Source organism: Entomomonas asaccharolytica, from assembly GCF_016653615.1.
GTDB classification, from domain to species: Bacteria; Pseudomonadota; Gammaproteobacteria; order Pseudomonadales; family Pseudomonadaceae; genus Entomomonas; species Entomomonas asaccharolytica.
This window is the reverse complement of record NZ_CP067393.1, coordinates 3,202,082-3,216,356: the sequence shown is the minus strand read 5'-3', so window position 1 is coordinate 3,216,356 and position 14,275 is coordinate 3,202,082. Positions and strand designations below refer to the sequence as shown.

Here is a 14,275-nt window from a genome sequence, read left to right as displayed (position 1 = left end):
TAACAAAATATGTCTGAAAAATAATAGTTAACTAGACTTTGGGAGTCCTCTATAAATGCGTCCGTCCAAAAAAGGTGTCTTATTTGTAGCCGCCTGTTTAGCTGTTCCACCGTTTTCATTGGCAAGTGAGCAAAGTGAAAGTAAAGGTTTAATTGAAGATAGCAATTGGAATGCACATATTCGAAGCCTTTATTTTAGCCGAGATTTTAAAAGTAGCCATTATACAGGTCAAAGTAAACGTATGGCATGGGGGCTTGGTTTAAGTACTATTTTTGAGTCTGGTTTTACTGAGGGTACTGTTGGCTTTGGTTTTGATGCATGGGGTTTACAAGGTATTCGTCTAGATGGTGGTAGAGGTCATGCTAATGCTGCAATGGATGTTACACCTGTAGGTAATTCTGGGCGTGCAGCCCATGATTGGAGTCAGCTTGGTGGCGCAGTTAAAGCAAGAATATCTAATACAACGATTAAATATGGTAATCAATTTGTAAACTTACCTGTTTTAACTACAGATGCTACAAGGTTATTGACAGAATCAGTAACAGGTACTTTGATTACCAGTAAAGAAATTGAAAATCTAATTATACATGCAGGACACTTTACTGCTATTAGTGGCGCTCATAGTACAGGCCGTGATAACTCAGGTTATCCAGATGCTTATTTTGTTGGTATGAAGCGATTAGATTTAATAGGTGGTGTTTATCAGTTTACAGATAATTTTAGTTCTAGCCTTTATTACGCTTGGAATAAGGATATTGCAAAACGTGCCTATGGTAATATGAACTATACGTATCCTATTGATAAAAAACAAAGTTTAAATTTTGATTTTAATATTTATCATACTGATTATGACAAAAAATATGTGCGTCGGACCAGTAATGGTGATATTGATAAGAGTATTAATAATACAACATGGAGTTTAGCGGGTAAGTATAGCTATGATGCTCATTCATTTATCTTAGCCTATCAGCAATCACAAGGTGGTTGGTATGGCCATGGTTTCGACTATGGTTCAGGTTATGGTACCAATGATGGTGGTAGTACCATTTGGTTAGCTAACTCTTATGAGTCAGACTTTAATGCTAAAGATGAAAAATCATTGCAAGTGAGTTATGAATTAAATGGAGCTGGTATAGGTGTTCCTGGTTTAGCTTTTAAATCAGCTTATGTTTATGGCTGGGATGCTGATACAGCAGGTTATAGTGGTGGTAAAAAGGGTAAAGAGCGCGAGTTATTTAATCAAGTATCCTATACTATTCAAGAAGGGCCTGCGAAAGATTTAGCCTTTAAATTACGTACAACTATCTATCGTGCAAATAATGATTTCTCTTATGGCGATAATAATGAAGTCCGTGTTTACGTAGACTACCCATTAGACTTAATGGCTCTTATTAGAAAACAATAACAGTAAAGCAATAAAAAAGCCCTTCAAACGAAGGGCTTTTTACTAATTAAAAATTATTATTTAGCAACTTCTTCTGTTGAGTTTTCTTGCTCATGTTTATCTTCTGCTGAAGTGGTATTGGTTGGCTGATTCTCATTCCAATTAGCAGGCCATTTGTAACCAGCAAATGTTTTATGAGAGTAAGCTTTAAATTCATCAGAATTATAGGCTGCAATAATATCTTTTGCCCATGGGGTCTCAATATCTTTTGTACGTATTACGCCCCAATTGACATAAGCAAAACTAGGCTCTTTATAGAGAGCTGTTGTTAAATCTACGCCAGAGCTGACCGCATAGTTACCATTGATAATAGCAAAGTCAACATCGTTGCGAGCACGAGGAATTTGAGCTGCTTCTAATTGTACTAATTTAATATCATATTTATTTTCTTGGATATCACGTTCAGAGGCAGTTAATGGGTTGATATTATCTTTAAGCGTTACCCATCCTAACTCATCCATCATTACTAACGCACGAGCAAAATTACTAGGATCATTTGGTACAGAAACCGTCATACCTTGTTTGGCTTCATCTAGTTTCCCTAAACGACCAGAATAAATACCCAGTGGAGCAGTAGGTACTTGGAATACAGGTGTTAAATCTAACTTTCTTTCTTGTTTAAAAGTATCTAAATAAGGCTTGTGTTGGAAAATATTTACATCAATACTTCCTTCAGCTAAGGCAAGATTAGGTTGTACATAATCAGTAAATTCAGTGAGTTTAACTTCGTAACCTTTTCTTTCTAAGATAGGTTTAATCGAAAATTTAACCATATCACCAAAATCACCCACAGTAGTACCAAATACGATAGTTCGTTTTACAGTTGACTCAGCATTATGAGAAGAATGATCTTCTGGTTTTTTATTATCACAGCCAGTTAAACCTAAGCAAGCGGCTAATAGCCCAGAACCTAAAATCTTTAACACAATATTATTTTGCATTATTATATCCCATCCAACTTTAACGTTTATCGAGTTTACGAGTAACAAGATTACCCAATGCTTGTATCATAATAACAATGACTGATAGTAAAATAACAACAGCTACCATCACATCTGTTTGATAACGATTATAACCATAGCGAATAGCTAAATCACCTAAGCCTCCGCCGCCAATCATACCAGCCGCCGCACTATAAGAAAGTATACTAATGATTAATACGGTGGTACTAGAAACAATGCCTACACGTGCTTCAGTAATCAACACACGGAAAATAATAGTGGCATTAGAAGCGCCCATTGCTTGGGCTGCTTCAATAATTCCTTTGGGAATTTCTCTTAAACTTTGCTCAACCAATCGGGCAAAATAAGGAATAGCAGCAATGGATAAAGCTACAGAGGCAGCATAAGGGCCAATGCGAGCACCTGTTAATAGTGTAGAGAAAGGGCTGATGGCAACCATTAAAATAACAAAAGGAAAAGCCCTTAAAAAATCAACTAATGTGCCTAAGATTTTATTAAACCATTTATTTTGCCAAAGCTGATTAGTACTAGTTAGGTGTAAACAAATACCTATTGTTAAACCAAATATTACAGCCACGATTGTTGAAATCGCAACCATAATAAAAGTTTGTTGGCTGGCTAACCAAATCTCACTTCTTATGGACCAGATATTCTCTAGGTAATAGAGGAGGTTAGAGCTGTACTCCATTTATAAATCCTCAATGAGTTTTGTAGCCAGTTCAGAGTTCGCTAAAATTTGCTTATCTTTAACTTCTGCTATTTCTACAATTCGACCATGCTCCATTAGTGCTGCACGATTGCATATACTGCGGATTACCTGCATTTCATGAGTTACAATAACAATAGTGACATTAAAACGTTGGTTAATATCTTTTAGGCAATCTAAAACACTGCGGGTAGTAAAAGGATCTAAGGCGCTGGTGGGTTCATCAGCTAAAATAACATGTGGGCTAGGTGCTAAAGCGCGGGCAATACCAACACGTTGTTTTTGTCCACCCGATAGTTGAGCAGGGTAATGGTTAATACGGTCTTCTAAACCAACGATAGTTAAACATTCTTTTACTCGTTTGGTAATTTCTGCTTTTGACCAACCAGCAATTTTTAAGGGAAAAGCTACGTTATGAGCAACCGTTAAATTGCTTAATAAATTAAATTGTTGAAAGATCATACCGATATTTTGGCGTGCTTTACGTAATTGTGGGCTTGGTAGTCTGGTAAGGTCTTGCCCATCTACTTCTACTATACCGCCATCAGGACGCTCTAACAGATTAATCAAACGCAATAAAGTAGATTTTCCAGCCCCTGAAAAACCAATTAACCCAAAAATTTCGCCTTGATTGATAGTAAGAGAGGTAGGATGTACTGCATCAAACCACTGTCCCTTTTCGGGATGAGCATAACGCTTGTAAACCTGATCCAATACAATCATTTAATAAAAAACTCCATACCTTGCTTAGCAGGTATTTTAAAAGCATTCTTTAGGGAATAAAGTAACTGATTGCAAACTAATGGGGAAATAGTTTTCAGTTATTTCTATATAATTAATGTTAAAAATCCCACTATTATATAATGAAAACCCAGTAAAATAATATGATAATTTAATGGCTAACTAAGCGCACTAGCCCCTGCTTTGGCAACCTGAGCATCTTGAAAGGATTTAGCACCAGATACACCTATAGCACCAATTACTTGGCCTTCATAAATAATAGGTACACCACCTTCTAATATGGCAGAAAGTACAGGTACAGTCATAAATGAGTTTCGACCATCACTGATGATATCTTCATAAGCTTTGGACTCTCTGCGGCCTAATGCAGAAGTGCGTGCTTTCTCCATCGCAATATAAGAGCAGATAGGCACACAATCGTCTAATCGTTCTAACGCCAATAAATGACCGCCATCATCTGCTATGGCAATTGCCATTGCCCAATTGTTTTTTAATGCCTCTTCACGAGCAGCAGTTAATATTTTTTGTACTTCTTGTTGTGTTAAAACTGCTTTTGTTTTCATTGTATTACCTTGTTATTTTTATATTAAATAGTCTTTTCAAACACCTTAGAATTACGCTGAAAATTATATAGAGATGCACGAGCAGCTGGTAGCTGCTCAACGCTACTTGGATTAAAACCACGTTCTAAAAACCAATGGGCGGTCTTGGTTGTAAGTACAAATAAGGTTTTAATACCTTGTTGGCGTGCACGTTGCTCTATTCTAGATAATAAGCTATCACCTTTATGGTCATGGCGATAATCTGGGTTAACTGCTAAGCAAGCTAACTCCCCTGCATCTGAGTCTGCAATGGGATAAAGCGCAGCGCAGGCAATAATCATTCCTTCTCGCTCAATTAGAGAGAATTGGTTAATTTCTCTTTCTAGTACTTCACGGGAGCGACGTACTAATATACCTTGTTCTTCTAAGGGACGAATAAGCTCCATTAGACCACCAATATCTTCAATTGTGGCTTCTCTAATGGTTTCAAACTGTTCTTGGGCTACTAGCGTTCCATTGCCATCACGGCTAAATAGTTCTGCTAATAAAGCACCATTTTCAGCATAGGAAACAATTTGTGAGCGTTGCACACCTTGCCGACAGGCCTCAACAGCAGCATTCAGTAATTCTGCTTGGTAATCATTGGCAAGCCTTGTAATATGGGGTAAGGCTTCATTGGGGCGTAATTCACGAATAAGCTCACCTTGCTCATTGAAAATACCTTTTTGCTCTCCATAAAGAATCAGTTTGTCCGCTTGTAGTTTTATAGCAGTGGCCATTGCTACATCTTCACAGGATAAATTAAAAATCTCGCCTGTAGGAGAGTAACCAAGAGGTGAAAGAAGTACGATATTTCTTTCATCAAGCTGGCGGATAATACCTTTACGATCAATTCTTCTTACTTCACCTGTGTGCTGGTAATCAATACCATCTACCACGCCAAGCGGTTTAGCGGTGACAAAATTACCACTAGTAACGCGTAATCTTGAACCTTGCATGGGCGATGAAGCTAAATCCATAGAAAGTTTTGCTTCAAAAATACTGCGCAGCCTTCCAACTACTTCTGTTACACATTCTAATGTTGCCGTATCGGTAATGCGTAAGCCTTTATGATATTTTGGAGTAATCTGTTTTTCTGCAGTTTTTTTATTAATTTGGGGTCTTGAACCATGTACCAAAACCAAACGCACGCCTAAGCTATGTAATAAAACTAAGTCATAGATAATATTATTAAAATTAGGATGCTCTATGCCCTCACCAGGGAGCATAACAACAAAAGTACCTTCCCGATGGGCGTTAATATAAGGGGATGCTTGCCGAAGCCATTGTACGTAATCAAAATCAAACATAATAAGAACCTATTGTTAAAACGAAAAGAGTTAACTTATATTCATGAGTTAGTTCGTTTTATCGTCGTTTCACTGCGTTAGGCTCCTGATTAATTTATAAGCAATAGTATGCTATTAATTGGCGTAATAATAAAGTATAAGGTTCTATTTGGGAAAGAGATAAGTATTCATTAGGCTGATGAGCTTGATCTATTGAGCCAGCACCCAATACGATGGTATCACCTGCTACTTGTTGAATATAAGGTGCTTCTGTAGCAAAAGCAACCGCTTCGCTTTGATGGCCTGTTAGTTTTTCAGCAAGCTTCACTAACTCAGAATTAGCCCCTTGCTCAAAGGCTGGTACATGACTAAATAATGGCTTGTAGTCAACTTTTACCTGATGCTGTTCAGCAATAGGTTTTAGTTTATTATTTATAGCCATTCTAAGTTCATCAGCCGACATATTAGGTAAAGGTCTTAAATCAAATTCTAAAGCACATTGGCCACAAATCCGATTAGGATTATCACCACCATGAATACAACCAAAATTTAAAGTAGGGTAGGGAACAGTAAATAATGGATTCTGAAATTCTTGTTGCCACTGCTTACGTAGTTTGATGAGTTCAGTGATAACATCATTCATTGCTTCAAGCGCGCTATGACCTAACGCGGGATTTGAAGAATGACCACTTTGTCCTAGTAATTCTATTCGTTCCATCATAATACCTTTATGTAGACGAATAGGGCGTAGGTTGGTGGGTTCACCGATAACTGCAGCACGTCCAAATTTTTGTTGATTGGCTACTAACGCTCTTGCACCACTCATTGAACTTTCTTCGTCACAGGTAGCAAGAATAAAGAGAGGGGCTTTAAACGATTGCTCAAGTAGAGGTTGTAAGGCTTGAATAGCAATAGCAAAAAAGCCTTTCATATCACAGCTACCTAAACCGTACCAGCGATTGTCTGCTTCAAATAAATCTAATGGATTACTATTCCACAGTGATTCATCATAGGGAACGGTATCAGTATGACCCGCTAACACAAGACCACCTAAGCCTGAACCATATTGTGCTAGTAAGTTATATTTACCTTTGGTCACTTGTGATATTTCGCAAGTAAATCCCAGTTCTGTTAGCCATGTTGCTAATAGATCAATAATCGTTTTATTGCTTTGATCTATATGTGCTTGGGTACAACTGACAGAGGCTGCTTGTAGCAACTGTCTAAATTGTTGTTTAAAACTGGGTAAAGTCATACTACTCCTGTTCAGCAAGCTCTTGTAAAGCATGTTTAATAGCTAAACAACTATTTTCTGCTTGTTCTATGCTAGAATAACTCTCACTTTCGGCTATTATTTCGGCATTCCAATAAAGTACACAGCGTTTCCCTTCAGCATCTTTAATTTCAATGTTAACTTCATGTTGCTGGTTAATAATTTGGTTAGTAAGCTCACCAATTTCTTTTGGGTTAGCAAAACCTTTAGATAATAATAATTCTTCACCATTAGCAGCCACGAGACGGAAATGGAAATTACCATCTTTTTCTCGGAAACTAACAAAGCGAGCAGTTTTAGATGATTTTTTCTTTTCTTTTTTAGTGGTTGTGAGCTGTTGTTTAAAACTACGTAAACCTACCGACTCTCTTAACTCTTGTAAGAACGGAGTGGCTAATTTTCTAGCCTTAGCTGCGCCTGCTTGGAGGATTTCTTCAATTTTTTCAGGTTGAGTAATAAGCTCTTGATAGCGTTCTCGAGGCTCTGCTAGTTCATTATTAATCACTGTAAATAGTTGCTGCTTAGCTTCACCCCATGCAAGACCGTCTTTTAATTCCTTATAGAAAGTATTGGTTTGTTCTGGCGTGGCAAATGCTTTATAAATGGTGAACAAATGCGAATTGTCAGGATCTTTAGCCTCACCTGGTTGTTTTGAATCAGTCACAATTTTTAAGATAGCTTCTTTTAGTTGTTTTTCTGAACTAAATAAAGGAATTGTGTTGTCATAACTTTTAGACATTTTGCGGCCATCTAAACCAGGAAGCGTGGCTACCGCTTCTTCAATTTGTGCTTCTGGTAAAGTAAATAACTCTTTGCCTTGGCCAAATAGCATATTAAACCGTTGTGCAATATCTCTAGCCATCTCCACATGCTGAATTTGGTCTCGACCCACGGGAATTTTATGGGCATTAAACATAAGAATATCGGCAGCCATTAATACAGGATAGCAGAATAACCCCATCGTAATACCTGCATCAGGGTCTTCATTTTGCTCTAAGTTTTTATCGACAGAAGCTTTATAAGCATGGGCCCGATTGAGTAAGCCTTTGGCAGATACACAAGTTAATAGCCAAGTTAATTCGGGTATTTCAGGTATATCTGACTGGCGGTAAAAAGTGACTTTTTCAGGATTAAGACCGCTGGCTAACCAAGTAGCAGCTAATTCTAAGCGGGATTTTTGAATACGTGCAGGGTCATCACATTTAATTAGCGCGTGATAATCAGCTAAAAAGTAAAATGAATCAACATCAGCTTGGCGACTAGCCTGAATGGCTGGACGAATAGCCCCTGCATAATTTCCTAAATGAGGAGTACCTGTTGTTGTAATACCTGTAAGAACACGAGTTGTCATAATATTATCGCTTACTGTAATTAAATTATTGAAGATAAGGGGTTACTAGTTCTTTTAAATCATTTAAACGACCATGAAAGAAATGACTGCATTCGGGCACAGTTAATAATTTATGGGGTATAGTTAAGGAATTAGCCCAATCATAAACAGTTTGTGGATCAACGACCTCATCTGCTTCTGGCTGAATAATTAATAGAGGGCTTTGCTCAGGTAACCTACCATCAATATTAAAACGTTCTACAGGAGGGGCAATCATTACAAGTTGTTTAATGGAAATAGTTTGTTGCTCTAGTTCACCAGCTAAACAAGCGGCTACACAAGAACCAAAAGAAAAGCCCATTATGATAATAGGTTGCTTAGGATTTTTTGCTTGTAGCCATTCAAAAGCTGCTTTGGCATCAGCAATTTCACCTTCGCCTTCGCCATAACTGCCTTCACTTTTACCCACACCTCTAAAGTTAAAGCGTAAAGTACTCCACCCGTTATCTCTGGCGGTACGCTGCAAAGTAGCCACCACTTTATTATGCATTGTTCCTGCGTATAATGGATGCGGATGGCATACTAAAGCAATACCTTTAGCATCAGGCTGTTCAAGGTATAAAGCCTCCAGTTTACCAGCAGGCCCGTCAATAAATAATACAATTTCTTGAGCTGACAACGTTAAACTCCGTGTCCAAAACATTAATATATTGGTAGACTATATAAAGAATAAATTTTAAAGCAAAGCATTTTTGTTTTATAGCATTACTTTGTAATATTTCCCTGTATGGCTAATTATACTGAAAGAGAGGCACAATGATGGAGATGGGGTTAGTTGTAATTATTGCTATCGTAGCATTTTTAGTAGGCATGTTTGGTGGCTTTTTAGTCAGCAAGGCTACAGGCGGTGATCGCTCTGGCAATTTAAAAAATCAAATGGAAAGTTTAGAAGAACGCTTTAACGATTATCAAAATGAAGTAGCTAGCCATTTTAATACAACCGCTAATATTGCACAGAAGCTTTCTCAAGGCTATCAAGAAATGCAAGCACATTTGGAGCATTCTGTTGAGTCTCTAGTAGCAGATAGTGAGCTACGTGCAAGATTAATATCAGAAATTAAAGCGAATGATCAAAAAGCCTTAGATTATTCAGCAGAAGGTGCTGAGGAAGAGAATGTAGGGGAGGCTGTTACAGTTACAGCGTATAATGATATTCCGAGAGATTACGCCCCCAAAGCGCCTGGTGAACCTGGTACATTAACCGAAGAATTTGCTGTTAAACATAAGTAAAAATTTTCATAAAATAATAGCAGGCTTAATAAATTAATTAAGCCTGTTGAAAACACTTTATTATAAATTAGTCTCTACCATCACTACTATCATTGCCACTACTCCCTGCAACCTCATCCCAATAATTTCCATCTTCTTCTATACTGTTAGCGAAGAAAAAACCATCAAGTGAGCTATCAGAAAATGTTATATAAAAAAAAATAATAATTAAGCCAATGGTGATAGCGATAAAATAAAAAGAATTATTTTTTTAGTTTTAGCTGATGAATGGCTATTTATTATCATATTTTTATCTCCATACATTTTAAAAAAGATTATATATTTTTTAGTAGCAGCGACGAAGTAATATATAACTTCTTTAATATTATAAGTAAAATAACTATAATATACGGTTATTTTTCAGGCATTCGTCTGTTTTTTTCTAAGAGGTTTAATGGTGGACTTTCCTAGTCGTTTTGGAGTCATTGTTGTCGGTGGTGGTCATGCAGGTACAGAAGCTGCATTAGCTGCTGCGCGAATGGGCGTTAAGACTCTTCTGCTTACTCATAATATTGAAACATTAGGCCAAATGAGTTGTAATCCTGCAATTGGTGGGATCGGCAAAAGTCATCTGGTGCGAGAGATTGACGCGCTAGGCGGTGAGATGGCTCATGCAGCAGATAAGGCAGGGATTCAGTTTCGTATTTTAAACAGCAGGAAAGGACCAGCAGTTAGAGCAACACGTGCCCAAGCAGATCGTATTTTATACAAAGCCGCTATTCGTTATAAATTAGAAAATCAAGCGAACCTTTGGTTATTCCAGCAAGCCTGTGATGATTTAATTGTTGAAGGAGATACAGTAAAAGGCGTTGTTACCCAAATGGGAGTGCGCTTTTTTTCTGATACTGTAGTGCTTACTGCTGGTACATTCTTAAATGGTTTAATTCATATTGGTTTACAAAACTATTCAGCAGGGCGTGCAGGTGACCCTCCTGCTATTGCTTTAGGTAGCCGTTTAAGAGAGTTACCCTTGTCCGTGGGTCGTTTAAAAACAGGTACGCCTGCTCGTATAGATGCAAGAACTGTTGATTTTTCAGTAATGACAGAGCAGCTGGGTGATTTCCCGTCGCCTGTTATGTCTTTTTTAGGTAGCGTAGCAGATCATCCAGAGCAAGTGAGTTGTTGGATTACCACTACCAACCCTCGAACTCATGAAATTATTGCAGCGAATCTTGATCGTTCACCCATGTATTCAGGGGTGATTGAAAGTGTGGGCGCACGTTATTGCCCTTCTATCGAAGATAAGATACACCGTTTTGCTGATAAAGAAAGCCATCAGGTTTTCTTAGAGCCAGAAGGGTTAAATACTAATGAGTTGTATCCTAATGGTATTTCTACATCGCTGCCTTTTGATGTACAGCTAGCCTTTATTCATACCATGAAAGGTTTAGAAAATGCGCATATTTTGCGCCCAGGCTATGCCATTGAGTATGATTATTTTGATCCTAGGGATTTAAAAACTAGCTTAGAAACTAAACATATTAATAACCTATATTTTGCAGGTCAAATTAACGGTACAACAGGCTATGAAGAAGCAGGTGCACAAGGTTTGTTAGCAGGCTGTAATGCCGCTTTGCAAGCGCAAGGAAAAGAGCCTTGGTGTCCACGTCGAGATGAAGCTTATATAGGTGTATTGGTAGATGATTTAATTACCTTAGGTACTCAAGAGCCATATCGCATGTTTACTTCTCGAGCTGAGTATCGCCTAATTTTAAGAGAAGATAACGCGGATTTACGATTAACAGCAAAAGGTCGAGAGTTAGGTTTAGTTGATGATGTTCGTTGGGATGCATTTTGCCGTAAGCGTGAACAAATCGAAAAGGAAACAGAGCGTTTAAAATCTACTTGGATATTACCTAATACTCCAAAAGGCGATGCAATAGTTAAACAATTTGATACAGCATTAACCCATGAGTATAACTTGTTAAATTTGTTAGCACGTCCTGAGATTGATTTTAAATCATTAGTAGCTATTGTTGGTTTTGAAAATATAGATGAGCAAGTGGCAGAGCAGATAGAAATTCAAACCAAATATGCAGGTTATATTGATCGTCAACAGGAAGAGATTGCTAAGTTACGGGAAAGTGAAGAAATTAGCCTACCTGAAGATATCGACTACACCATTATTTCTGGGCTTTCTAAGGAAATTCAGCAAAAACTGATGGCAGTTCGGCCACAAACATTAGGACAGGCATCCAGAATATCAGGTGTAACGCCTGCGGCTATTTCATTGTTAATGGTTTATTTGAAAAAGCGTAATGCTAGCCGTAAGTTGGAGCAAGCTTAATGAGCTTGGTCACAGATCAACAAGCTCAGTTGCTCAAGCAAGGTATTAAGCAACTAGGGTTAGCGATTACAGAACAACAGCAACAGTTATTGCTTGGTTATTTAGAATTATTGGCAAAATGGAATAAAGCTTATAATCTAACGGCAGTGCGAGATATTAATGAAATGGTATCTCGCCATTTATTAGATAGTTTAAGTATCGTTCCTTATATAACAGGCAAAAATTGGTTAGATGTGGGGAGTGGTGGTGGTATGCCTGGTATACCACTGGCTATTATGTTTCCTGATAATGATTTTACGTTGCTTGATAGCAATGGTAAGAAAACTAGATTTTTAACCCAAGTGGTACTTGAGCTAAAATTAACTAATGTACAGGTGGTTAATCAACGAGCCGAATCGTTTCACGTGGAACAACCGTTTTCTGGTATTGTGTCTCGTGCCTTTAGCTCATTAGCAGATTTTGTTAATTTAACGAAGCATTTAGCAAATCAACAAACAATGTGGTTTGCTATGAAAGGTGTTTATCCAGAAGAAGAGTTACAAACACTACCAAGTGAATTTAAGGTAGAATCTGATTATCAATTGATGGTGCCAAATTGTGAAGGGCAACGTCATTTATTAGTTATAAAACATCACCAGTAAAAGGTAAATACATGGCCAAGGTTTATGCAATTGTTAACCAAAAAGGTGGGGTGGGTAAAACAACTACCTGTATCAACCTTGCTGCTTCCTTGGTTGCTTCAAGAAAACATGTATTGCTTATCGATCTAGATCCACAGGGTAATGCTACCACAGGGAGCGGTGTAGATAAGTTGGCATTAGAGCGATCAGTTTATGATGTGCTGGTTGGCGAGTGTAGCTTTGTGGAGGCTATGCATTTTTCTGAACAAGCAGGTTATCAACTATTGCCTGCTAATAGAGATTTAACAGCAGCAGAAGTAGAGCTGTTGGAAGTGGCTCATAAAGAAAATCGTTTAAGAGAGTCCTTAGCGCCTATTCGTGATAATTACGATTATATTTTGATTGATTGCCCCCCCTCTCTGTCGATGTTAACTGTTAATGCTTTAGTGGCTGCTGATGGTGTGATTATTCCTATGCAATGTGAGTATTATGCATTAGAAGGCTTAACAGATTTATTAAATACGATTGAGCGAATTGCTCAATCGTTAAATCCAACCCTACATATTGAGGGTTTAGTGCGTACTATGTACGATGCTAGAATGAGTCTAACCAATGATGTTTCTGTGCAACTACAACAGCATTTTGGTGATAAGCTATATGATACGGTGATTCCACGTAATATTCGTTTGGCCGAAGCGCCTAGTTTTGGATTGCCTGCGATTATTTATGACAAGCAATCAAAAGGTGCAGAAGCTTATTTAGCTTTGGCTAAAGAGTTGATTAAAAGACAACGTAATGCAAAACATACTATTTCATAAGGAACTATTATGGCTGTAAAGAAAAGAGGTCTAGGGCGGGGTTTAGACGCATTGCTAGGTGGCAATACGGTAGCTGCTGTCCAAGAACAAGCAGCTAATACTCCACAAAGTGAACTACAACAATTACCCTTAGAAATTATTCAGCGTGGTAAATATCAACCACGTCGTGATATGGATCCGCAAAGTCTTGAAGAGTTAGCACAATCTATTAAAGCACAGGGTGTAATGCAGCCAATTGTGGTGCGTCCAATCGCTAAAGGTCGTTATGAAATTATTGCAGGTGAAAGACGCTGGCGGGCTAGTCAACAAGCAGGTTTAGATAAAATACCCGCGTTAGTGCGCGATATTCCTGATGAAACAGCCATTGCTTTAGCGTTAATTGAAAACATTCAACGGGAAGATTTAAACCCAATTGAAGAAGCAATAGCATTACAACGTTTACAGCAAGAGTTTGAATTAACACAGCAACAAGTAGCAGATGCAGTGGGCAAGTCCCGTACTGCGGTGACCAATTTATTACGTTTAATTAGTTTGCCAGAAGATGTAAAAGTTATGCTTTCCCATGGTGATTTAGAAATGGGACATGCACGTGCTTTACTAGGATTACCTGTAGAAAGACAAATTGAGGGTGCGCGGTTTATTGTCGCAAGAGGTTTGTCGGTACGTCAGGCAGAAGCCATGGTTAGACAGTGGTTAAATGAAACATCAAAGAAAACTACTAAGGTAACTAATGATCCTGATATTAAAAGACTTGAACAAAAATTAGCCGAGCGGTTAGGATCACCTGTAGCAATTAAGCATAATAAAAAAGGTAAAGGAGAATTGGTGATACGCTATAATTCACTTGATGAATTACAAGGTGTTTTAAAGCATATTCACTGACTTATAGGAAATT

Annotated in this window: 14 protein-coding genes; 6 read left to right on the top strand and 8 right to left on the bottom strand. The window is 37.9% G+C overall.

The window, feature by feature from the left end; genetic code table 11:
• Positions 1–55: 55 nt before the first annotated feature.
• Positions 56–1,405, top strand: coding sequence for an OprD family outer membrane porin (locus JHT90_RS15080; protein WP_201092511.1), 1,350 nt, complete (start codon positions 56–58; stop codon positions 1,403–1,405).
• A gap of 56 nt (positions 1,406–1,461) precedes the next feature.
• Here the strand turns inward: JHT90_RS15080 and JHT90_RS15075 are convergent, their stop codons facing one another.
• From JHT90_RS15075 to JHT90_RS15040, 8 genes are all read right to left on the bottom strand, one after another.
• On the bottom strand, positions 1,462–2,385 hold the full coding sequence (locus JHT90_RS15075; RefSeq protein WP_201092510.1) for a MetQ/NlpA family ABC transporter substrate-binding protein: 924 nt from the start codon (positions 2,383–2,385) through the stop codon (positions 1,462–1,464).
• A 19-nt stretch (positions 2,386–2,404) separates the two neighbouring features.
• On the bottom strand, positions 2,405–3,094 hold the full coding sequence (locus JHT90_RS15070; protein WP_201092509.1) for a methionine ABC transporter permease: 690 nt from the start codon (positions 3,092–3,094) through the stop codon (positions 2,405–2,407).
• Positions 3,095–3,835 (bottom strand): methionine ABC transporter ATP-binding protein, encoded by a 741-nt coding sequence (locus JHT90_RS15065; RefSeq protein WP_201092508.1) that lies wholly within the window; start codon positions 3,833–3,835, stop codon positions 3,095–3,097.
• Positions 3,836–4,011: 176 nt separating this feature from the next.
• On the bottom strand, positions 4,012–4,416 hold the full coding sequence (locus JHT90_RS15060; RefSeq protein WP_201092507.1) for a heme-binding protein: 405 nt from the start codon (positions 4,414–4,416) through the stop codon (positions 4,012–4,014).
• Between the two features lie 23 nt (positions 4,417–4,439).
• Complete coding sequence (argA, locus tag JHT90_RS15055) at positions 4,440–5,744, bottom strand: amino-acid N-acetyltransferase (protein WP_201092505.1); 1,305 nt, start codon at positions 5,742–5,744, stop codon at positions 4,440–4,442.
• A 94-nt stretch (positions 5,745–5,838) separates the two neighbouring features.
• The gene (gene argE / locus JHT90_RS15050; RefSeq protein ID WP_201092504.1) at positions 5,839–6,978 is read right to left on the bottom strand and encodes an acetylornithine deacetylase; all 1,140 of its coding nucleotides are present in this window, start codon (positions 6,976–6,978) and stop codon (positions 5,839–5,841) included.
• 1 nt (position 6,979) lies between these two features.
• A complete protein-coding gene (locus JHT90_RS15045; protein ID WP_201092503.1) occupies positions 6,980–8,347 on the bottom strand; it encodes a tryptophan--tRNA ligase in 1,368 nt (455 codons plus the stop codon).
• Between the two features lie 25 nt (positions 8,348–8,372).
• Positions 8,373–9,005: an alpha/beta hydrolase gene (locus tag JHT90_RS15040; RefSeq protein WP_236253988.1), complete on the bottom strand. Its 633-nt coding sequence runs from the start codon at positions 9,003–9,005 to the stop codon at positions 8,373–8,375.
• 137 nt (positions 9,006–9,142) lie between these two features.
• Between JHT90_RS15040 and JHT90_RS15035 the strand changes: the two genes are divergently transcribed.
• The 5 genes from JHT90_RS15035 to JHT90_RS15015 all read left to right on the top strand — a co-directional run bounded on the left by JHT90_RS15035 (position 9,143) and on the right by JHT90_RS15015 (position 14,262).
• Positions 9,143–9,616 carry a YhcB family protein gene (locus JHT90_RS15035; protein WP_201092501.1) on the top strand — a complete coding sequence of 158 codons (474 nt, stop codon included), beginning with the start codon at positions 9,143–9,145 and terminating at the stop codon, positions 9,614–9,616.
• Positions 9,617–10,052: 436 nt separating this feature from the next.
• Positions 10,053–11,942, top strand: a complete 1,890-nt coding sequence (mnmG, locus tag JHT90_RS15030; protein WP_201095936.1) for a tRNA uridine-5-carboxymethylaminomethyl(34) synthesis enzyme MnmG — start codon at positions 10,053–10,055, stop codon at positions 11,940–11,942.
• Complete coding sequence (gene rsmG, locus JHT90_RS15025; RefSeq protein ID WP_201092500.1) at positions 11,942–12,583, top strand: 16S rRNA (guanine(527)-N(7))-methyltransferase RsmG; 642 nt, start codon at positions 11,942–11,944, stop codon at positions 12,581–12,583. Before mnmG ends, rsmG begins: the two co-directional genes overlap by 1 nt.
• A gap of 11 nt (positions 12,584–12,594) precedes the next feature.
• Positions 12,595–13,380 (top strand): ParA family protein, encoded by a 786-nt coding sequence (locus JHT90_RS15020; RefSeq protein WP_201092499.1) that lies wholly within the window; start codon positions 12,595–12,597, stop codon positions 13,378–13,380.
• 9 nt (positions 13,381–13,389) lie between these two features.
• Positions 13,390–14,262: a ParB/RepB/Spo0J family partition protein gene (locus tag JHT90_RS15015; RefSeq protein WP_201092497.1), complete on the top strand. Its 873-nt coding sequence runs from the start codon at positions 13,390–13,392 to the stop codon at positions 14,260–14,262.
• Positions 14,263–14,275 lie beyond the last annotated feature (13 nt).